At 67.8% G+C, this 20,406-nt stretch carries 16 protein-coding genes; 3 read left to right on the forward strand and 13 right to left on the reverse strand.

What is annotated here, in order from left to right; translation table 11 throughout:
- Nucleotides 1-6: 6 nt before the first annotated feature.
- The 9 genes from HAV22_RS28460 to HAV22_RS28500 are packed head-to-tail and all read right to left on the reverse strand — an operon-like array spanning nucleotide 7 to nucleotide 11,619.
- Nucleotides 7-789: a PIG-L deacetylase family protein gene (locus HAV22_RS28460; protein WP_166864429.1), complete on the reverse strand. Its 783-nt coding sequence runs from the start codon at nucleotides 787-789 to the stop codon at nucleotides 7-9.
- Complete coding sequence (locus HAV22_RS28465) at nucleotides 779-1,639, reverse strand: GNAT family N-acetyltransferase (RefSeq protein ID WP_166864432.1); 861 nt, start codon at nucleotides 1,637-1,639, stop codon at nucleotides 779-781. Before HAV22_RS28465 ends, HAV22_RS28460 begins: the two co-directional genes overlap by 11 nt.
- Entirely contained in the window at nucleotides 1,636-2,013 is a 378-nt protein-coding gene (locus tag HAV22_RS28470; protein WP_166864435.1) for a GtrA family protein, read from the reverse strand. Before HAV22_RS28470 ends, HAV22_RS28465 begins: the two co-directional genes overlap by 4 nt.
- Nucleotides 2,001-2,987, reverse strand: a complete 987-nt coding sequence (locus tag HAV22_RS28475) for a glycosyltransferase family 2 protein (protein WP_166864509.1) — start codon at nucleotides 2,985-2,987, stop codon at nucleotides 2,001-2,003. Before HAV22_RS28475 ends, HAV22_RS28470 begins: the two co-directional genes overlap by 13 nt.
- A gap of 32 nt (nucleotides 2,988-3,019) precedes the next feature.
- On the reverse strand, nucleotides 3,020-4,687 hold the full coding sequence (locus HAV22_RS28480; protein ID WP_166864440.1) for a hypothetical protein: 1,668 nt from the start codon (nucleotides 4,685-4,687) through the stop codon (nucleotides 3,020-3,022).
- Nucleotides 4,688-4,692: 5 nt separating this feature from the next.
- Nucleotides 4,693-8,385: a glycosyltransferase gene (locus HAV22_RS28485; RefSeq protein WP_166864443.1), complete on the reverse strand. Its 3,693-nt coding sequence runs from the start codon at nucleotides 8,383-8,385 to the stop codon at nucleotides 4,693-4,695.
- Nucleotides 8,385-9,662: an FkbM family methyltransferase gene (locus tag HAV22_RS30920; protein WP_208296408.1), complete on the reverse strand. Its 1,278-nt coding sequence runs from the start codon at nucleotides 9,660-9,662 to the stop codon at nucleotides 8,385-8,387. The genes HAV22_RS28485 and HAV22_RS30920 overlap by 1 nt, the downstream gene beginning before the upstream one ends.
- Nucleotides 9,662-10,909, reverse strand: a complete 1,248-nt coding sequence (locus tag HAV22_RS28495) for an ABC transporter ATP-binding protein (protein WP_166864446.1) — start codon at nucleotides 10,907-10,909, stop codon at nucleotides 9,662-9,664. The genes HAV22_RS30920 and HAV22_RS28495 overlap by 1 nt, the downstream gene beginning before the upstream one ends.
- Nucleotides 10,906-11,619: an ABC transporter permease gene (locus tag HAV22_RS28500; RefSeq protein ID WP_208296409.1), complete on the reverse strand. Its 714-nt coding sequence runs from the start codon at nucleotides 11,617-11,619 to the stop codon at nucleotides 10,906-10,908. The genes HAV22_RS28495 and HAV22_RS28500 overlap by 4 nt, the downstream gene beginning before the upstream one ends.
- A gap of 376 nt (nucleotides 11,620-11,995) precedes the next feature.
- Here HAV22_RS28500 and HAV22_RS28505 point away from each other — a divergent pair, with 376 nt between their 5' ends.
- Nucleotides 11,996-12,910, forward strand: coding sequence for a PAS domain-containing protein (locus HAV22_RS28505; protein WP_166864453.1), 915 nt, complete (start codon nucleotides 11,996-11,998; stop codon nucleotides 12,908-12,910).
- A 79-nt stretch (nucleotides 12,911-12,989) separates the two neighbouring features.
- Here HAV22_RS28505 and HAV22_RS28510 read toward each other — a convergent pair whose 3' ends face one another.
- From HAV22_RS28510 to HAV22_RS28520, 3 genes are all read right to left on the reverse strand, one after another.
- The gene (locus HAV22_RS28510; RefSeq protein ID WP_166864456.1) at nucleotides 12,990-14,447 is read right to left on the reverse strand and encodes a DEAD/DEAH box helicase; all 1,458 of its coding nucleotides are present in this window, start codon (nucleotides 14,445-14,447) and stop codon (nucleotides 12,990-12,992) included.
- A gap of 369 nt (nucleotides 14,448-14,816) precedes the next feature.
- Nucleotides 14,817-15,434, reverse strand: coding sequence for an LON peptidase substrate-binding domain-containing protein (locus tag HAV22_RS28515; RefSeq protein ID WP_166864459.1), 618 nt, complete (start codon nucleotides 15,432-15,434; stop codon nucleotides 14,817-14,819).
- Nucleotides 15,435-15,486: 52 nt separating this feature from the next.
- Nucleotides 15,487-15,918 (reverse strand): cupredoxin domain-containing protein, encoded by a 432-nt coding sequence (locus HAV22_RS28520; protein ID WP_166864462.1) that lies wholly within the window; start codon nucleotides 15,916-15,918, stop codon nucleotides 15,487-15,489.
- A 229-nt stretch (nucleotides 15,919-16,147) separates the two neighbouring features.
- On the opposite strand from HAV22_RS28520, the gene HAV22_RS28525 reads away from it, so the two are divergent.
- Complete coding sequence (locus HAV22_RS28525) at nucleotides 16,148-18,415, forward strand: CHASE domain-containing protein (protein WP_229421481.1); 2,268 nt, start codon at nucleotides 16,148-16,150, stop codon at nucleotides 18,413-18,415.
- 25 nt (nucleotides 18,416-18,440) lie between these two features.
- A complete protein-coding gene (locus HAV22_RS28530; RefSeq protein WP_229421482.1) occupies nucleotides 18,441-19,739 on the forward strand; it encodes a cytochrome P450 in 1,299 nt (432 codons plus the stop codon).
- Between the two features lie 5 nt (nucleotides 19,740-19,744).
- Here the strand turns inward: HAV22_RS28530 and HAV22_RS28535 are convergent, their stop codons facing one another.
- On the reverse strand, nucleotides 19,745-20,200 hold the full coding sequence (locus HAV22_RS28535) for a glycine zipper 2TM domain-containing protein (RefSeq protein WP_229421483.1): 456 nt from the start codon (nucleotides 20,198-20,200) through the stop codon (nucleotides 19,745-19,747).
- Nucleotides 20,201-20,406 lie beyond the last annotated feature (206 nt).

Genomic DNA, 20,406 nt, shown 5'->3' on the forward strand with positions numbered 1-20,406 from the left:
GCGGCATCACGCGCCGCACCGGCGCCGCCATGCGCGCAAACGATCCTGCATGCGCTCCCACCGGCAGAAATTGCGCGCCTCGTAATAGAGCGTGCCCGCATGGGGCCGCTCCTCGATCCGGTCGAGACGGACGGGCTGCAACGTCTGCCGTCCATCGATCAGGTAATGGAGCAGCACGAACGGGAACAGGCCGATCCAGGTCTTCCACTGCGATGGATAGCGCAGGCACAGGCGCAAGTAGGCAAGGCGCCGCGACAGCGGTATCGCGGAAGACTCGACGGGACCATTCGCCGCCAGCGGCGCCAGCACCCGGAACAGGGGGCCGGGGCAGCGATAGCCGTTGTACAGGGCAAACTGGCGCAGGCGCGGGAGCAGACCCAGCCGGTTGGCGACCTGTGCTGCCAACGCGTGCAGCGCGTCGTGGTCATGATGGCCGCCTTCCCATGCAAGGACGTGGATCGCCCCGATCGTCTCGAACGAAGAGAACCATTGCCCGATCCACGCATCCGCCCGCTCCAGCGCCAGGTACAGCGCCCCGTCATCGATGCCCAGCTGGTCGCCCGCGAACACGATGTCGTCCGGTCCGACACCGAGACTGGCGAGCACCCGCGTCGATTCGGCGTTACGACGTGGCCCGGTGGCGGCGTTCCCCCGCGTCAGGTAGGCGCACACGACCCGTTGCCCGCGCCGGCGGCAGTCTTCGATCACATGGAACACGCCGAACTCGTCGTCCTGGTGGGCAAACAGGAACAGCGCGACGGATCCGGCGCGATGCGGCTCAATAGGCATCGAAATCGAGGAACGAGAAATTGATGCGCTTGTGGTCCAGGTGGCTTCCGGGCGTTGCAAGCGAACGGTAGATGAGGTTCAGCGGCGATGGACGCAGGCGCTGCGGAATGCTGGCATAGCCGCCCTTCCGCTTGACGTCATCGGGCAACAGGCCGAGATAGAGCCTGAACGGCGACAGGGGCGCGCCGCCGGTTGCCGGGGTCGCCGGCGACATATCCGCGGGCAGGGCAAGTTCCGCGTACGCGTGGATCCACGGCCCGAATGCACGCGCATGGAATTGCCACGCATCGCCGCGCCGGCGGCATGCCACCGGATTATGCGGGTTGGCGCAACGCCATTCCAATGCCTGCGTCGTCCACAGGCGCTCGAACGCGCATGGCCGCGCGCTGTCATCCACCGCACCGGTGCGCCCGACGCCGACCAGCGCTTCGAGAGGACGCACGAGCTGGAATCCGAGCTTGCGAATGAAGCCCGGCGTGCTGTTGGCGTTCGCCACGCCATAGACGCCTTCGAACCCGGCGCCGGCGGCGGCGTCGAAGGTCATCGCCGCCAGCTTCGTAAACAAACCTTGTCCCTGGAACCGGGGATGGGTCGCCGTATTCAGCGACAGCAGCACGCGGACGGTGCGCCCGTCGATGCGCGCCTGCGCCGGAATGCACACATAGTGCGCGGCAAGGACACCGTCTTCGCGCGCATCGAATCCGAACGCGTTGCCATCCGGGTTCTGCACGTACAGCCAGGCGATGTACTCCGGCGTGAACTTGTCCGTACCGGGAAAGCAGGCGGAAAACAGGGCGCTGTACTCGGCGAGCGTTGGCTGGTCAAACCCGATGGGAACAAATTGCATCATTTGAAGATCCAATGTTTACTCAGGAAGAAACCGTTCACTGCAACCACGGGCAACGATATCAGTTTTCCCGGTAGCGGCAACTGAAACAACATCAGCGACGCCCCCACGAAGGCCAGTGTGATCAGGTAATTCATTCCGACCACGCAAAGAAAGCGCGTCAACGTCCCCAGGGTGGTGACATTCTTGAAGGTCACCCTGGCATGAAACGCATAATTCACACCCAATCCCGCGAGGAATCCCGTTGTCGTGGCGGCGAATGGCCCCACCCCGTTCGCCAGCAGCAACTGCAGGAAACCGATATCCACCAGGGTGCTCAATACGCCGCCGGCGACGAACACCAGGAACTGCGGCGAAACCTTCATCACTCGTTGCATGGCAGTCGCTCGTAGCCGGCCGTTTTATGCAGCGGCCGCTTCGGCACCGATGCGATGTCGTCCGCCAGGAATGCCAGAATCAGCTGCACGCCCATCAGGATCGGCAACGCCGCCAGCATGACCGTGCCGGCCGGCGTTCCGACGCCCGCACGGGCCGATTCGATCCAGTGCACGATGCCGTACACCGCGCCGACCACCACCAGCGCAAGCCCGACCGGCAATTCGATCGAGGCGAGCGACATCGTGCGCAAATAATAGTTGTAGAAAATGCGTTTGACGAAATTACGGCTGTGCTTCACCAGGAACTCGGTCACGATCTTCGATATCTTGAGATTGCTGACTTCGTCGCCGTAGCGCGCATCCATCGGGACATCGACGACGACGGCGTGCAGGGTATTCAGCCGGAACAGCATATCGGTCTCGAAAAAATAACGGCGGCTGATGCGGTTGAACGGCAGATGGCGCGCGACACCCGCATGGATCGCGGTAAAGCCGTTCGTCGGATCGAACAGGTCCCAATAGCCTGACGACAGCTTGGTCATCAGGGACAACAATGCGTTCCCGACGAGGCGCACAGTCGGCATCGCGCGGATCTGCTCGAGGTCGAAGAACCGGTTGCCTTTGCTGTAATCGGCTTCGCCACGCAGGATCGGCGCGACGAACCTGGCGATGAGGCGCGGATCCATCTGGCCGTCGCCGTCGATCTTGACGATGACGTCCATGCCGTCCTCGATCGCCGCGCGGTAGCCCGTCATCACGGCGCCGCCGACGCCCTGGTTCTCGTCATGCTCGAGCACGCGCACGCGCGGATCGGCGCAGCTGTTGCGCACGAGCGCGCCGGAGCCGTCCGGGCATTTGTCGTCGACGACGTAGATACGGGTCACTTCCGGGCCGATGCCGGCGATCACGCCGAGGATGTGGCGCGTCACCCGGTAGCTCGGGATCACGACGGCGATGCGTCCGGGAGGCAGCATGTTCGCCACGCCGGCCGCGCCGCCGGCCGCCGTTACCACGTCAGGTCCCATCGCTTTGCCTCCAGGTCGAGCCGGCACAATCCGTTCACCGCGTGGCGCTGCGCGTACGCGCGGATGCGGCTCGTGTAGTCCGGCGCGTTCGGATTCTCGAAGTTCCAGTCCGGCGGATTGAACGACGCCACGCCGTTGATCGTCGGGATCTGGTGCAGTTCGCCGATCAGCATGGCGCTGACGTTGTGCGCATAGTGATTGTTGATCCATTCCGACATCGGCGTCGCCAATGCCTGGTGGGCCCAGCCGGACACGAAGAACGCCGTGCAGCCGGGCGGCGGCGCCGGCACGTCGACGCGCTTGACTTCGTCGGCGCGCACGAGCGCGATGTAGCCGTCGTTGATTTCCTCGGCGCCCAGCAACAGCACGAGGACGATCCAGATCGATGCCGGCACCTTCAACGTCGACAGATAATACGCCGCGATCAGCACGACGGGGAACAGCAGGAACATCTGGTACGCCGACACGACGCTCAGCGCGCGCGCACCGGGGAAGAATTTGTAGACGAGCCACCAGGCGCTGTGCCCGCCCACGTTCAGCGTCAGCAGCCACGTGCAGATCGCCGCGAGGCAGGCCGCGCGCAGCAGCGTGTCCACGGGCGCCGCGTCGCGCGTCCGCCGGCGCAGCACGTGGATGCAGCCGAACACGAACAGCAGGAACAGCAGCGGCGCGACCCCGGTGTTGTAGTACTCGCCGTTCGGCGCATAGCCGGGTGCGGCGAACGCGAGGAAGCGGTTGTAGATCTTCCCGAACAGCAGGTTCTCGTTACCGACCTGCAGCACGCCCGCCAGCGGGACGGTATTGCTCAACACGGTGTCGATGGGCCGCATGCCCGTCTCCTGCGATTTCGCCAGGTAGACGGTCAGCAGCGGCAGCAGCGCGACGACGGTCACCACGGCGACGATCGCCACGCCGGCCTTGTGCGCGACGATGTGCTGGCCGAGCGTCTTGCGGCCGGCGCGGCCGATGCCGTAGACGAGGAACGCCAGCAGGAACGTCGTGAAGAAGATGAAGAACCACGTCATGTAGAAGCACGTGATGCTCCACGCGCCGAGCACGATGCCGGCCGCGCAGCCGAAGCCGACGAAGCGGCGCCGCTGCCCGGCGTACAGCGCGCGCACGGCATGCCACATCAGCAGCGCGAGCACGGGCGCAAAAGCGATACTTGCGAGCTGCAGGCGCTGGCCATGGATCGTCAGGCTGTTACTGGCGGCGAACAGCGCCGCCGCGAACAGCGCAAGCCAGAACGGCAGGCGGAAGATCTGTCGGGCGGCGAGAAAGAACGTCCCGAAGCCGATCGCCCTGAACACCATGTTGGTCAGCTCCGTCGTCAGGAACGGATCGAAGCCGAGCGGGCGCACGAGCGCGTAGATCAGGCCGATCAGGAAGTAGCCGTCCGTGTGGCCGAGCGTCTTCGTATAAGGATAAAAATAATACAGCTGCGACCACGGCGCCCTGCCGTGCACGACGTTGGACCAGTGCTCCAGGATTGTCGTCATGATCGCCGCGTCGTAGCGGTCGCCGTACAGCACCGTGAACCCGTTGAAGATCTGGGTGCGGAACTGGACGAACAGTACGAGCGCCACGGTCAGGCAGATGGCGAGCGAGGCGACGAGGCGGGATGGCGGCGTGCGGGGTGTGAAAGACATTCAGGTCAGCTTTCGTGGAAGGAAGCAGCGGTAACGCCGTGCGCGCGGGCCCCTTCGGCCGCCGCCGCATGCAGCGCGTTCATCATGTTGTACAGGCGCTCGCCCAGGCGCGAATAGCGGTGCGCGGCCCGCCAGCGCCCCGCTTCCGCCTGGATGGCGCCCACGCGGGGCGCGCCGGCCGCGACGTCGTCCATCAGCGCGGCGATGCCCGCCGCGATCTCCTGCGGCGCCTGGCCGGGCAGGCGGAACGTGACGGCCTGCACGTCGTCGAAGATCGCCAGCGGCGTGACGGCGACGGGGCGGCCGCTCGCGAGGCCGTAGCGCACGGCACCGCTCGCGGACTCGCCCGTGTTCTGGTACGGGAAGACGATCAGGTCGGACGCGGCCAGCTTGCCGAGACTCGCGTGGTCGTCGAGGAAGTCCGTGCAAAAGTCGACCAGGTCGTCCACCATCAGCCGCTTCGCCAGCGCCTTGACGTCGGCCACGAGCTGCGCCGACTCCGCGATCGGATATTCCGCGTTGACCATGTTCAGCCGCACGTCGCGGCCTTCGCCCCGCAGCAGCGCCAGGGCTTCGACCAGCTGGGGCAATCCCTTGTGCGGCAGGAAGAAGCCGTACGACGCGATCTCGAACGTCTTCGCCGCGCGGCGCGGGGCCGGTTCTGGCCAGTCGAGGATCCCGTGCGGGAACAGGGTGACGTTGTCCAGCAGGCCGTGGCGCTTCAGGCGGTTCAGGTCGGCCGGCGCATGCACGAGCACGCGCTGGCACGCGCGCAGCGCCGGCACGAGGATTTCCAGCCGCTTGTGCGGCACGTGCGCCGGGTCGATCGTCGCGTGCAAGGTGACGACGACGATGCGTCCCGCGGCCCGCTGCGCCAGCAGGAATGCGGCCAGGCGCTCGAGCTGGAAGAAGCCGTAGTTAAACTGCAGCACGAGCGTCGTCACGCCGGCCGCGTCGATGGCGGCAGCCAGTTCGTCCAGGGTGTCGTGGTCGCCCTGCTCCCAGCAGCGCACGACCTCGGGGCCGTCGGCCGCCGTGCGCTCCGCCGCGTGCGCGGCCAGGATGGTGACGTCGGCCGGCAGATTGTGGATCAGGTGCGCCGAATACGTCGCGATGCCGCACTTCGTGTGCCAGCTCGTGACCCAGCCGATCTTCTGCTCGCCCGCATGGGCCGGCTGCGCGAATGCCCGCGCGGCGTCGACGAGGCGCTCGGCCACGTGGCGCCACGTGAACCGCTCCAGCAGCAGGTCGCGGCCGCGATCGGCCTTCGCGCGCCGCTCGGGCGCCGGCAGCGCGCGCACGTCGCGCATCGTGCGCGCGAGATGGTCCTGGTCGGGTTCCGCCCACACGGAGCCGAACAGCCCGAAGTGCGTCTGCGCGGGCGTGAACGTGAAGTCGACGAGCCAGGCCGTCTCCGGATTGCAGAAGTCGAGCTGGCCGCTCCAGCCCGTCGTGATGACGGGCAGGCCGGACAGCATGGCTTCCGCGAGCGGCATGGCGAAGCCCTCGGCGCGGCTCGGCGCGACGAGGACGTGGCATTCCTCCAGCAGGCCTTTCAGCTCGGCGTCGCTCAAGTCCTCCTCGAGGATGACGACGTCCGGGTACGCCGGATTGTCGCGGCGCGCGTCGGCCAGCCACGTGTGGATGTCGTTGTGCGGATTGGCGAACGTCTTGATGACGAGGGTGACGTCGTCGGCGATCGTGAACGCGTCGCCGTAGGCGCGCAGCAGCACGTCGGCGCCCTTGCGCGGGAAGCACGACGACACGTGCAGGAAGCGGAACGCGCGGCCGGGGCAAGGACGGGTGCGGTCGGCCCGCACGCGCAGCCAATGGTCGACGCCGCAGCCCGACGTGCGCATCGGCACGCACACGCCCTGGTCGACCATCACCTTCTGCACGTGCGTCGACAGGCACGTCATGCCCTGCAGGTGCGCGTTGAATGCGGTGGTCCAGTCATGGGGAAACGCCGACTCTTCCCACGCATAATGGTGCAGCAGGTTGAGGCGGCCGCGCATGTCGTCCACGCGCGGCGGATACAGGTTGCGGCTGCACACGTCGGCGTCTTCCTCGCGCAGCGATGCCACGCGCGCGTGCAGCGCCGCCAGCGCCGGATTCGCCTGCAGGAAGGCCGGATCGGGCGCGAAATCGCCCGGGCCCTCGGTCGAGTGCAGCGCCACGTCGTGCCCCAGCTCGCGCAGCGCCAGCGCCGTCTCGCGGTTCAGCAGGGCCAGGCTGTAGCTGCTGTCGAACGGCCCCTCGACGCGCCACGTCAGCTTGTCGGGCAGCACGCGGCCGCGCCGGATGCGGTCCGTCTGCTGCAGGTTGCGCGCCATGACGTCGGCCAGCAGCTTCAGTTCCTCGTCGTCCTGCACGCCCGCCGCGCGGTATTCGCGCGCCACGTCGCGCAGCAGGTCGCGGTAGCGGGCCGCCGACAGCGCCTGCTGGCGTTCCCACGGCATCGCGGCCGCCGGCGCGGCGTCCGCGACGAGTTTTTCCAGCGCAGCGAGCGCGGTCACGGCGCTGCGGTCCCACGAAAACGTGCGTGCCTGCGCCAGGCCGTGCTCGCGCAGGCGCGCGCGCAGGGCGTCGTCGGCCATCGCCTGCTGGATCTTGGCGGCGATCTGCGCCGGCACGGCGGGATCGAACAGCGCCTCGTCGCACCCGATGACCTCGGGCACGCTGGTGGCGTTCGCGCCGAGGACGGGCGCGCCGCACGACATCGCCTCCAGCACGGGCAGGCCGAAGCCCTCGTGCAGCGACGGGAAGACGAACAGCGCGGCCATGTTGTACAGCATGACCAGCTCGTCGTCGGACACATAGCCCGTCAACACGAGCTCGTCGTCGCGCAGCCCTGCCTGGGCGGCCAGCGCCTGCAGGTTGGCCTGGTCGCCGCGGTTGATCTTGCTGACGATGACGAGCTGGTAGGCCGCGCGGTACTGCGCCGGCAGCTGCGCGTACGCCTGGATCAGGCCGTCGAAATTCTTGCGGTGGTCGAAGCCGCCCGGCGCGTACATGAGGATGTCGCGCCGGATGTGCAGGCGCTCGCGCAGGGCGCGCGTCAGTTCGTCCGGGTACTGCATCCGCTGGAAGCGTCCGTCCACCGCCGTCGAGATGTTGACGACGCGGTCCGCATCGAGGCCCAGCGTGGCCACCGCCTCCGCGCGCGAGTAGGCCGAGATGGACAGCAGCAGGTCGGCGTTGCGCAGCGAGTCGATCTTGCGGTCGTAGTACTGGCGCAGCAACGTGGTCGGCAGGTAGACCTCGGGCTTCAGGTAGGGAATGAGGTCGTACAGGATGGCCGCCGTGCGCACGCCGGGCACGTCCTTGTCGATGCGCGTCACGGCGTCGTCGACATAGCCCTCGAACAGGCTCGTGACGAGGACGACGTCGGCCTGCATCTCGGCCAGGAAATGCGCGCGCACGTGTTCCGCCGCGCGCGCGCGCCAGCGGTTCGTCGTCTCGTGCTCGGCGACGGGACGCGGCACGTCGAACACGCGGATGCGCTCGGGCGGCACGAGGCCGGCGAACGCGGTGCGCAAGTCGTCCAGGCTGTCCGGGAAGGCGCCGCTCAGCGCCAGCCACACCTCGTGTCGTCCGGCATTACGGGCGATCGCCTGCGCGATCGATAGCGAATACCGGCCGATGCCGCGGAAGCGGCTTTCCGTCTGCGCGCCCTGGAGGTCGATGAGGATGCGCATTATTCGGCGTCCCCGTCGACGGCCTGCTTGAGTTCCGCGTACAGCCGCGCCGCGCGCGGCGACAGGCGCCGCGTGACGGCGGGCGCGCCGCCCTGCGACACGACGACGACGGGCGCCTCCGCCGCCTTGCCGGCCGCGGCGTCCGACCCCTGCCCCGTCACGACGCGCGCCACCCGGCCCGTCTGGCGCAGCGCCCAGCGTGCCACGCGGCCGGCGAAGCGGCGGCCGCGACTCGCATGCGTGTACGCGAAGCGCAATGGCTCCGTCACGCGCCACGATTTGCTCGCATACACGTGCCCGAGCTCGCCGCCCAGCGCGTCGACCTGCTTGCGCAGGTCTTCCGCCGCCTGCCACCAGAAATAGGCCTTCTGTTCGAGTTCCTTGATCTTGTCCCTGGCCGCGGCGGCCTGCCCGGACAGGGCGGCCAGGCGCGCGTCGAGTTCGGCCGCCCGCTTGGCCTCCCGTTCGGCAGCCGCGCGCGCCGCCTCGCTGGCGGCCAGTTCGGCGTCGCGCGCGTGCAGGCGGCTCGTGAGGTCGGCGACCTGGCCCCGATATTCCGCGACGGCCACGTTGCACAGGCCCCAGCTGGCCTGGCCGCTGACTTCCACGGCATCGAAGATGTTCGGCGGCGCCGAGAAGGCGGCGGCCAGTTCCGGATGCTCGTCCGCGATATAGAAACGGTTCAGGCCATCGAAATAGACGTAGCGGTAGCCGGCGGCGGTGACCAGGTGCTCCCACTTGTCGTGGTCCGTCTCCGTCGAATTCGGCACGGTGGCCTCGACGACGAGGACCCACGGCCGCAGGCGCGTGCTGTCCCAGCCGCGCAGGACCTGCTCCTCGAAACCTTCGACGTCGATCTTCAGCCAGTGGACATCCTTCCCGTCCAGCCGTTCCAGCGCCGACTTCAAGGTCAGCACCGGCGTCTGGAGGCGTTCGACCGCATAGCCCCGTTCCGCCTGGTGGCGTTCGGCATAGCCGGGAATGGCCGTGCTCAGGCCCGTATCGGCGAACACGTTCAGCTCGAGGACGCCCTCGCGCTCGCCCAGCGCCACCTGCAGCACCGTCTCGTCGGGCCGGTCCTCGCGCAGCAACTGCGCGAACGCCGGCACGGGCTCGACGTGCACGCCGCGCCAGCCGCGCTCATAGAACGCCCGGCTGACGGAATCGATGCGGGGATGCTGGGCGCCCACGTCGACGTACGTCCCGTCGGACACATGGCCGAGTGCACGCCACAGCATGACGTCCTCGAAATTCTGCGCGTACGAAAGAAAACCCATCACATGACCTTGACGTCGTTGCGCTCGATGACGAAGCGTGCATCGAGACTGGTGCTGCCGATGAAGAAATCGCGATCGACGTTGATGACGTCGAAGACCAGCAGGTTGTCGACCCACTCGTAGTTGTCGGACAGGTGCGTGTCCGAACTCACGAGCGCGGGCGACACGGAATACGAACCGGGACCGAGCGTGCACGTGAACGGCAGGCGGAACACGATCGTTTCACCGGCGCGCGGCGCCTCGACGATCTGGTGCGTGTGCCACGTGTTGGTGCCCCAGATGATGTGGCCCTGCTTGTCGCGGACCATGTACCCGAGCACGAGGCGCGGCAGGTCTGCGTGGACCGTCACCTGCAGGCGCAGCTCGACGCGCTGGCCGACGTTGACGACGGCCAGTTCCTGCGCCGTCGCCGCGTCGACCAGGCGCAGGTCGGCCACGCGCGCCTCGCCGGAGCCGCTGCGCGTCGTCAGCCAGCCGTTCCTGGCACGGCGCTGCTCGACCGTCAGCTTGGCGTTTTCCTTTTCCGTGATCATCGCGTTGTAGTAGTCGACGACTTCGTCCGGCACGCCGTCCTTCAAGACCCGTCCCTTGTCGATGAGGATGACGCGGTCGCACAAGGTGCGGACGTCGCTCAGGCTGTGGCTGACGAAGATGATCGACACGCCCTGTTCGCGGAACTGGCGGATGCGGTCGAAGCTCTTGTGCTGGAAATAGCTGTCGCCGACGGACAGGGCCTCGTCCACGATCAGCAGGTCGGGCCGGAACGCCGTGGCGACGCTGAACGCGACCCGCACCTGCATCCCGCTCGAATACGTGCGCATCGGCTGGTCGAAATAGGCACCGATCTCGGCGAACGCCTCGATCTCGGGCATCGCCCGGTGGATGTCGTCCCGGGCGTATCCCATCAGGCCGGCCGAGTGGTAGACGTTCTCGCGCCCCGTCAGGTCGCCGTTGAAGCCCATGCCCAGTTCCAGGATGGCGGCCACGCGGCCGCGCACGACGACCTGGCCGACCGTCGGCTGGATCGTGCCCGTGATCAGCTTCAGCAGCGTGGACTTGCCGGCGCCGTTCTGGCCGATGATGCCCACCGCCTCCCCCGCCGCGATCGAGAACCCGATGTCCTTCAGCACCCAGTGCTCGTGCTGAGGGTGCACGCCCGGGAAGAACCACGATGCGACCCGGCGCAGTTCGCTGCCCCAGCGGCGGTATGCCTTGCCGAGGCCGCGCACCTCCAGTTCGCCGCTCATAGCTGGTCCACCATTTCCGGGATGGCCTTGCGAAACAGGACGAGCGACACGAACAGCGACACGGCCGCGATGGCGGCGGCGCCGACCAGCGAGCTTGCCTGCGGCACGCGGTCATACAGGAGGATGTCGTGGTAGGCGACCACGATCGGCACCAGCGGATTGAGCGCCAGCCACGAGCGGTAGGCTTCGGGGATGATGTTCGCCATGTAGACCACGGGCGTGAACCAGTACAGGAATTGCATCGCGACGGGCACCACCTGCCCCACGTCGCGCATGAAGACGTTGAGCACGCCCAGGCCCAGGCCGATGCCCAGGCCCAGCGCGATCGTCAGGGCCATCAGCGCGGGCAGCGCGAGCAGCGCCGTGCCCGGCACATGCCCGAGCGCCCCGAAGATCAGCAGCACCGCGAAGAACAGCAGCACGTTGTTGACGAGCGCACTGCCCACGACGATGAACGGCAGCGCGATGCGGGGGAACGACAGCTTCTTGAGGATGTTGGCGTTGTCGATGAACAGCGTCAGGCAGCGGTTGACGATTTCGGCGAACAGCGACCAGCCGAGCGTGCCGGCCATCAGGTAGATGGCGTACGCATAGCGGTTCGTGATGCCGGGCAGCTTGGACGACAGCACGGCGGACAGGACGAAGGCAAAGATGACGACCTGCGCCAGCGGATTCAGGATCATCCACAAGCCGCCGAGCCGGCTGCGCACGAATTTCGTCCGCAGCTCCGTCCGTATCGACGACGATATGAAAAATCGGTAGCGCCATGCGCCCGACAACATGCCAAACATTGCTGGAATCCCTTTTGGACTGTTCTCTGACGAGGCAGGAGCGCCCAAAAAATAGTTCGCCAGAAAGAGAGCGCGTTGCTAGTTTACAACCGAAATATTTTAACTCATGTACAAAAATTGTGAAAAACGGTATATGTTTGTCAACAGGTAAAAGATGTGTCCAAGTGTTAGCGCAAGGACATCGGTCACCCGCCGCCGCACCTTTGCGGGCGTGCGCGCTTTAACGGTAGGCCCATCGTCACTCCCTTAGGATCGGCCCTGCAGTACATACCGAACCGTTCGAGGAATCATCTCAATGACGACAGGGCGCGACAAGGACGAAGGCCGGCACCGGCAACTGGACGAACAGGGCGGCGGCCAGAGCCATGGCGTGCTCGCCGCCGGCGAGGTCGAGGGCAATGCTTTCGAGCCGATGGGCAATCCGGGGGGCGTGTTCTGCAACGGCGCGTTCCTCGACCTGACCTTGTACAAGGAAGACGACGTCATCGGCCGCAATTGCCGCTTCCTGCAGGGCCCGGAAACGGACCGCCGCACGATCGACGAGGTGCGCAAGGCCGTCGCCGAGGAGCGCGCCGTCGACGTCCTGAACTACAAGGCCGACGGCACGCCGTTCTGGAACGCGCCGTTCATCGGTCCCATCTTCGACCAGGACGGCACGCTGCGGTATTTCTTCGCGTCGCAGATGGACGTCACGGAGCGCCGCCTGAGCCAGGAATCGCACCTGCAGGCGCAGACGATGGAAGCGATCGGCCAGCTGACGGCCGGCATGGCGCACGACTTCAACAACCTGCTGCAGGTCATCAACGGCAACCTCGAAGTCGCCTTGATCAGCCTGGAGCGGCCGGACATGGCGCGCGCCGGGAAGCTCACCCAGCAGCTGCTCACGTTCGCGCGCAAGCAGCGCCTGGAACCGCGGCCCGTCGACATCAACAACCTCGTCGTGGAATTCTCCGAGATGCTCGTGCGCACCTTGGGCGACCGGGTCGGCCTGTTGTTCACGGACGTGATCATGCCGGACGGGATGAACGGCCTGCAGCTCGTCGACGAGGTGCACCGCCTGCGCCCGCGCCTGCCCGTCCTCGTCACGACGGGCTATATGGACGAATTACCGGGACCGGGCCAGGCCCAGGGGGAGCGGTTGAACGTGCTCGCGAAGCCATACAAGCACGGCGACCGGGTCGAACGCGTGGAGGGGGCGCTGACAGCGTAGGGTGGGCACCCCTGTGCCCACGCGTGACGTTCGCGATGCGTTGACGTCCGCGTGGGCTCGGGGAGCCCACCCTACCCGTTCAGGCTTTTGGCAATCCGCCCAGCAGCGCAGCCAGCTTGGGCTTCGCCTTGTTCGATGCGGCCGGTGCCGGCGCCGCTTCCTTGCGCGGGGCGACGGACGGCTCGTACGGCTTGAGGAACCACGGATCGACTTTGTCGCGGCGCGGCGCGCCCATGCCGCGCGGGCCCGGGCGTTCCGTGCGCTCGGGGCGCTCGCCACGCGGGTGGTCCGTCTCGCGACGGCCGCCGCGGCGGTCGACACCCCGGTCCGCGCCGCGGTCGTGGCCGCGCGACGGCGTGAAGCCGGTCAGCTCGCCGCGGGTGATGGTCTGCTTGATCAGTTTCTCGATGTCGGCCAGCAGGCGCTCGTCCTTGTCCGAAAACACGGACAGCGCGTCGCCCGTCGCGCCGGCGCGGCCCGTGCGGCCGATGCGGTGCACGTAGTCCTCGGCGTTGTACGGCAGGTCGTAGTTGATCACGCACGGCAGGTCCGTGATGTCGAGGCCGCGCGCGGCGACGTCCGTCGCGACGAGCACGTCGATGTCGCCCTTCTTGAAGGCGTCGAGCGCCGCGATGCGCTCCTGCTGTGTCTTGTCGCCGTGGATGGCGGACGCCTTGATGCCGGCCTGCTCGAGATAGCGCGCCAGGCGCGAGGCGCCGATCTTCGTATTCGAGAACACGAGCACCTGTTTCAGGTCGCGCGCGCGGATCAGGTGCTCGACGACGTTGCGCTTCTGCTCTTCATCGACCTTGTACAGCACCTGCGTGATGGAGGTGTTCGTGGCGTTGCTGCGCGCGACCTCGATCGTCAGCGGGTCGTTCAGGAAGCTGCCCGCCAGCTTCTTGATCTCGGGCGAGAACGTGGCCGAGAACATCAGGTTCTGGCGCTTCTTCGGCAGCAGGTTGATGATGCGCTGCAGGTCAGGCAGGAAGCCCATGTCGAGCATGCGGTCGGCCTCGTCCATCACGAGCATCTGGACCTGGGCCAGGCTGATGTTCTTCTGCTCCACGTGGTCGAGCAGGCGGCCCGGCGTCGCGATGACGATCTCGACGCCGCGGCGCAGGATCTCGGTCTGCGGCTTCATGTCCATGCCGCCGAAGACGACGGTGGAGCGCAGCGGCGTGTGCTGGGCATAGGCCTTGACGTTTTCCGCGACCTGGATCGCCAGTTCGCGCGTCGGCGTCAGCACGAGGGCGCGCACGGCATGGCGCGCCGGCGACATGCTCGTGTTGGCGTGCGGGAGCAGCAACTGGATGATCGGCAGCGAGAAGCTGGCCGTCTTGCCGGTGCCGGTCTGGGCCGCGCCCATGACGTCGCGGCCCTGCAGGACGATGGGAATCGCCTGGGCCTGGATCGGGGTCGGGTGCACATAGCCCTGGTCCGACAGCGCACGCTCGATCTCAGGCGCCAGGCCGAAATCGGCGAAGCGCACGGTCGGCGCGCCGCCAGTTTCAATGGTGGTCGGTGTTTCAGACATGTTTTCTTTCGGGCAATGAATCGTTGCGTTCTACGGCCGGGCTACTGCCCTGGCAGAGCCAACGCGGGAAAACCGGGGTGACGGGACGCGCTTCGCGCGGCTTGGCCGGGAGCGGTGGTGGCTGCCTGGTCAGCGCCACACGGCGCCGCACGGACGTAGAGAGTCTAAATCGCGCTCAAGGTTACCTCAAATCGTACCCTCTGTATATGAAATCCGCGTTTTGGGGTGCAAATTACAATATTGTCATCTGCCTCGACGCATGGTGGGCGGGGGCCGCCCACCCTACGACAATCTCCGCCGTAGGGTGGGCATTTGAGGCCGGGGGCCTCAAATGAAACGTGCCCACCAACGTCGACCGGACCGGCACCGTTACGAAGTGATGAGGCCGTGCTCGTCGAGCACGTCGTGCAGCAGTTCCAGCCGGATCATGGGATTGTCGAGCATGAGCATGCTCTGCTTCTGGTCATTGGGCAGCGGCAGCAGCTCGCACCAGCGGTTGGCCACCCAGCCGCAATCGTCCAGGCGGAACGGCGGCTGCACGGGCCAGCGGCTCTGCGGCACATCGTGCAGCGACGCGAGCACGCGGTCGAGCGCATCGGACGCGCCCTTCAGGTCGGACGGGATGCGCACGATGCGGTCGTTTTCCACCAATTCGGCCTCGGCCATCCACAGGCCGTTCGTGCGGCGCTCGCTGGCCACCACGTTGAACCGGGCACCGCCGCGGCACACCACCTGCAGCAGGCCGGGCGTGGACGCCGTCGTGTCCTGCACGGACGCCAGCGTGCCCGCGGGCGAGAACCGCTCCTGTCCTTCCGGGGTGCGCACTTCCTGGCCATGGGTCAGCAGCACGACGCCGAACGGTTCGTTCTCGGTCAGGCAATGGCTGATCATGTCGAGGTAGCGCACCTCGAAGATCTGCAGCGGCAGCACGCCGTCCGGGAACAGCACCGTGCTGAGCGGGAACAGGGGTAACGTGATCGTGGCCATGCGCGCATGATGACAGATTCGCCGCGCGGGACGGTGCACGATTGCTGCCCTCTCAGTCGCCCGGCGCTTCGATCGGCAGGGTGCGGACGGCCTCGACGAAGGCCCGCAGGCGCCAGCCCAGCCGTGCCCAGCCGGGGTCCGGCTGGTTCGCCACCCGCACCGTGACGACCTGGCCGAGCGTCGCGTCGCACGCGTACACATAGTCGCCCGCCTGCTCGAACGGCAGGCGGAACACGCGGCCCGGCAGCACGAGCACCTGGCCGAAGACGTGCGGCGCCGTGTCGCGGTTGTGCAGCAGAAGGACGTCGCGCACGCCCAGGGTCAGGCGCACCTCGGCCGGCACCGGCGTGGCGCCTGCCCCGCCGGGCGGGAACACGAGGGTGCGCTCGCGCGTCGGATAGCGCAGCGGCGCGAGCGCCGCCCACAGCAGGACGGCGACGAGGAGCAGCGCGGCGCCCCAGCGTACGCGGTGCAGCAGGCTCATGCGGGCACCACTGGCGCGGGCCGGCTGACGGGGACGAATCGGAAAGGCATGGACTTAGCGTAAAACGCTCATTGTAGCCGGAGCGCGGCGCCGGCCTGTTGTGCGCCCGTCCCGTCCATACGGGCGTATCCTGCACGGGACGGCGCGCTTTGCCATGCCGGCAACGGACCCATGACCGTTCTTCCCTTGTCGAGAACAGCGTACCGCATCCATGCAGCATCGAAACACATTGCCCACATCGTCCAACCGTACGTCCCCGCGCAGCGCAGCCCACCTCCCCATCCTCCTGGCCATGCTCGCGTTCCTGGCCGCGCTGGTCGTGACCTACACGGTGGCGGGCAATGCGCAGCGGGCGGCGGCGGATGAACTGGCCGGCAATTTCAATTTCCGCGCGCGCGACCTGGCCGGCAGCATCGACCGGCGCATGGACGTCTACGAGGAAGTGCTGCTCGCCACGAGCGGCTTCCTGCGCGGCTCGGTCGACGTCGGCCGCGCCGAATTCGCCGAGTACTACGCCCAGCTGCGCCTGAACGACCGCTTTCCCGGCATCGAGGCCCTCGGCGTCGCCGCGCTCATCCCGCCCGGACGCCTGGCCGCCCACGTCGCCGCGATGCGCGCCGCGGGCTTTCCCGACTACGCGCTCAACCCGCCCGGGTCGCGGCCCGTGCTCACGGCGGTCACCCGCATCGAGCCTTTTTCCGGACGCAACCTGCGCGCCTTCGGCTACGACATGTTCAGCGAACCGGCGCGGCGCGCGGCGATGGAGGCCGCGCGCGACACGGGACAGGCGGCGGCCACCGGCAAGGTCGTGCTCGTGCAGGAAGGCGGCCGGGGCGAGCAGGCCGGCTTCCTGATGTACGTGCCCGCGTACCGCGCGGGCCTGCCGCACGACACGGTCGCGGCCCGGCGCGCCGCCATCGTCGGCTGGGTCTACGCGCCGTTCCGCATGCGCGACCTGATGCAGGGCCTGGGCGGCGAGCACGCGGGCGACTTGCAGGTCGAGATCTACGACGGCCTCGCGCCCACGCCCGACGCCCTGCTCTACCGCTCGCCCGCCGCGCAGCCGGCCGGCCGGCGTCCCCTGCTGAGCTACCAGACGGCGGTCGACAACGCCGGCCGCGCGTGGACTGTCGTCGTGCATTCGACGCCCCGCTTCGAGGCGGCGCTCGACCACCGCACGACGGTCGCGATCGCGCTGACGGGCATCGGCCTCGGCGTGCTGCTGGCGCTCGTCGTGTGGCTGCTCGCGTCCGAGCGCCGTCGCGCGCTGCAACTGGCGCAGGGAATGACAGTCGAACTGCGCGCCTCGCGCGACCGTATCGACGCGGAGCGCGAGCGCGTCCGCCTGATCCTGCAGACGGCGTACGACGCCTTCATCGCGATCGCGCCGGACGGCCGCATCACGGACTGGAACCTGCAGGCCTGCAAGCTGTTCGGCTGGCGCGAGGACGAAGCCGTCGGCCGCAACGCGCTCGACCTGCTGCTGCCGGAACCCGAGCGCGACCCATGGCGCGCCTGCCTGGACGAGTTCGCGCGCACGGGCGCGTGCGCGCGGCTGGCCGGCCCCACGGAAGCGGCGGCGCTGACGCGCGACGGCCACGCGATTCCGGTGGAGATCGCGATCACGGCGCTCGCCACGACGCAGGGCTACGGCGTCACGGCGTTCGTGCGCGACATCCGCCCGCGCAAGGAAACGGCCGAGCGCGAACACCAGCGCCAGCAGCGCCTGGAGGAAGCGCGCGCCGCGCTTCTGCGCTCGCAGAAGCTGGAAGCCGTCGGCAAGCTGACGGGCGGCGTGGCGCACGACTTCAACAACATCCTGCACATCATCAGCGCCAACGTCCAGCTGATGCTGCGCAGCGAGGACAACGGCCGCAAACGGCTGCTGAACATCCTCGACGCCGTCGAGCGCGGCAAGAAGCTGGCCGCCCAGCTGCTCGCGTTCGCGCGGCGCCAGCCGCTGCACCCGAGCGTCGTCAACCTGGCCCAGCTCATCGAACGCATGGACACGCTTCTGCACCGCGCGGCAGGCGACAGCGTCGCGATCGACATGGCGATTCCGCCCGACCTGTGGAACGTCCTCGTCGACCCGAACCAGCTCGAGAACGTGCTGCTGAACCTCGTCATCAATGCGCGCGACGCGATGGAGGGCGGCGGCCAGGTCACCATCCGGCTCGCCAACCTGACGGTCGATCCGGCCGACCAGCTGGCCTACCCCGGCATCCGGCCTGGAGAATTCGTCACGATCGCCGTCAGCGACGCGGGTACCGGCATGCCGCCCGACGTGATGGAGCGCGCGTTCGAGCCGTTCTTCACGACCAAGCCGGAGGGCAAGGGCACGGGCCTGGGCCTGTCGATGGCGCACGGTTTCGTCAAGCAGAGCGGCGGCCACATCCGGCTGGCGAGCAAGCCGGGCGCAGGCACGACCGTCACCATCTACCTGCCGCGCGCCCTGCAGGACACGCCCGATCCGGCCTTCGTACCGGTGCCGCATTGATCACGACCGACCCGCTGGAGACAGTTTGAGCAATACCGATTTCCCCCACCACCACGCCGACGCCCTCGATGCCGCACCGCACACGCCCGGCGTCGACAACACGTTCGCGTTCCTCGCCGAAGGCTACGACTTCATGCCGCGGCGCCATGCAGCCCTCGGCAGCGACACGTTCGCCACCCGGCTGATGCTGCGCCGCGCGCTGTGCGTGCGTGGAGAAGACGCGGCGCGCATGTTCTACCAGCCCGGCCGCTTCACGCGCCGCCACGCGCTGCCGGCGACGACGATGGCCCTGCTGCAGGACTTCGGCAGCGTGATGGCACTGGACGGCGACGCGCACCGCAAGCGCAAGGCCATGCTGATGTCGTTGTTCGGACCGCTGGAGCGCCAGCGCCTCGTCGGCCTGGCCGCGGCGGAATGGCGCACGCAGTTCGCGCGCTGGCCGTCGGAGGCGCGCGTGGTCGTGCACGAGGCCGCGCAGGAAGTGCTGTGCCGGGCCGTCTGCCGCTGGGCCGGCATCCCCGTCAGCGCGGGCGAAGCGGCGCAGCGCGCCCGCGAATTCGCGCGCATGATCGACGGCGCCGGCTCGGCCGGTCCGCGCAACTGGCGCGGCCTGCTCGTGCGCACGCGCACGGAGCAGTGGGCGCGCGCCCTCGTCGACGCCGTCCGCGCCGGGCAAGTGCAACCGGCGTTCGACAGCCCGCTGAACGTCGTTGCCCGCCACCGCGACGCCGACGGAGAACTCATGAACCGCAAGCAGGCGGGTGTGGAACTCATCAACCTGCTGCGCCCGACGGTGGCCGTCGCGCGCTACGTCGTGTTCGCGCTGCTGGCGCTGCACGAGCATCCGCACTGCCGCGCGCGCATCGCGGCCGGCGACGACGACTATGCCACGTGGTTCGTGCAGGAAGTGCGCCGCTTTTATCCGTTCGTGCCGGCGATGGGCGGCCGCGCACTGCACGGCTTCGACTGGCACGGACTGCACGTCAAGAAGGGAACGTGGGTATTGTTCGACCTGTACGGCACGAACCGTCACCCGGCCTTGTGGGGCGATCCGGACGTGTTCCGCCCGGAGCGTTTCGAGCGCTGGCAGAGCAGCGGCTTCGACTACGTGCCGCACGGCGGCGGCGACCCGTATTCGGGCCACCGCTGCCCCGGCGAAGCCGTCACCGGCGACCTGGTCCGGTCGGCCCTGCAGTTGTTTTCGGAGGAGATCGCCTACGACGTGCCGCCGCAGGACCTGACGGTCAGCCTGCGGCGGATTCCGGCGCTGCCGGCGAGCGGGTTCGTCATCACGAACGTGCGCGCGCCGGGTTCAGGAACTTAGGCGAATCAGCGGACGAGGCGGCCGTCCAGCACGCGCACGTGTTCGCCGTTGTGGAAGCGCGGCGCGCCCTTTTCCGTGAACGTGCGGTAGCTACCGGTGGCCATCTTCACGCGCACGTCGGTATAGGTTTCGGCCTTCATGTTGCGCTCGATGCGGTTGCCGGCATAGGCGCCGCCGACCGCGCCCGCCACCGTGGCGAGCGTGCGGCCGCGGCCGCTGCCGACCTGGTTGCCCAGCAGGCCCCCCACGACGGCGCCGCCCACGCCGCCCACGCCGCTGGCGCTCTCGGGTTCACGTTTGTACGTATGGTTCGACACGACGGTGCCGCAGTTGCGGCATTCCGCTTCGGCGCGCGCGTGGTGGTCGGGTGCGGCCTGGACGGCGAACGGCGTGGCGCTGGCGGCGGCGAGTGCGGCGGCCAGGACGGTGCGCGTGATCAGACGGGTGGTGGTGCGTTGCATGGTATTTCCCCTTATCGTTGTAACAAACATATACACAGATTAACTGCCGGGAATCAATCTGGAAATAGTGAAACAGTATCAATTGCAAGCGAGTGTAACTTCCCTGTTTTGGTGCATTATGGAATGATGCGTACCATAAACATCAGAATTCTGTCTTTTTGATGCAACTTCGGATGCCAGTGCGCCGAAGTTTCTCTATAGTACAA

The organism is Telluria antibiotica (assembly GCF_011682055.1).
GTDB lineage: Bacteria > Pseudomonadota > Gammaproteobacteria > Burkholderiales > Burkholderiaceae_D > Telluria > Telluria antibiotica.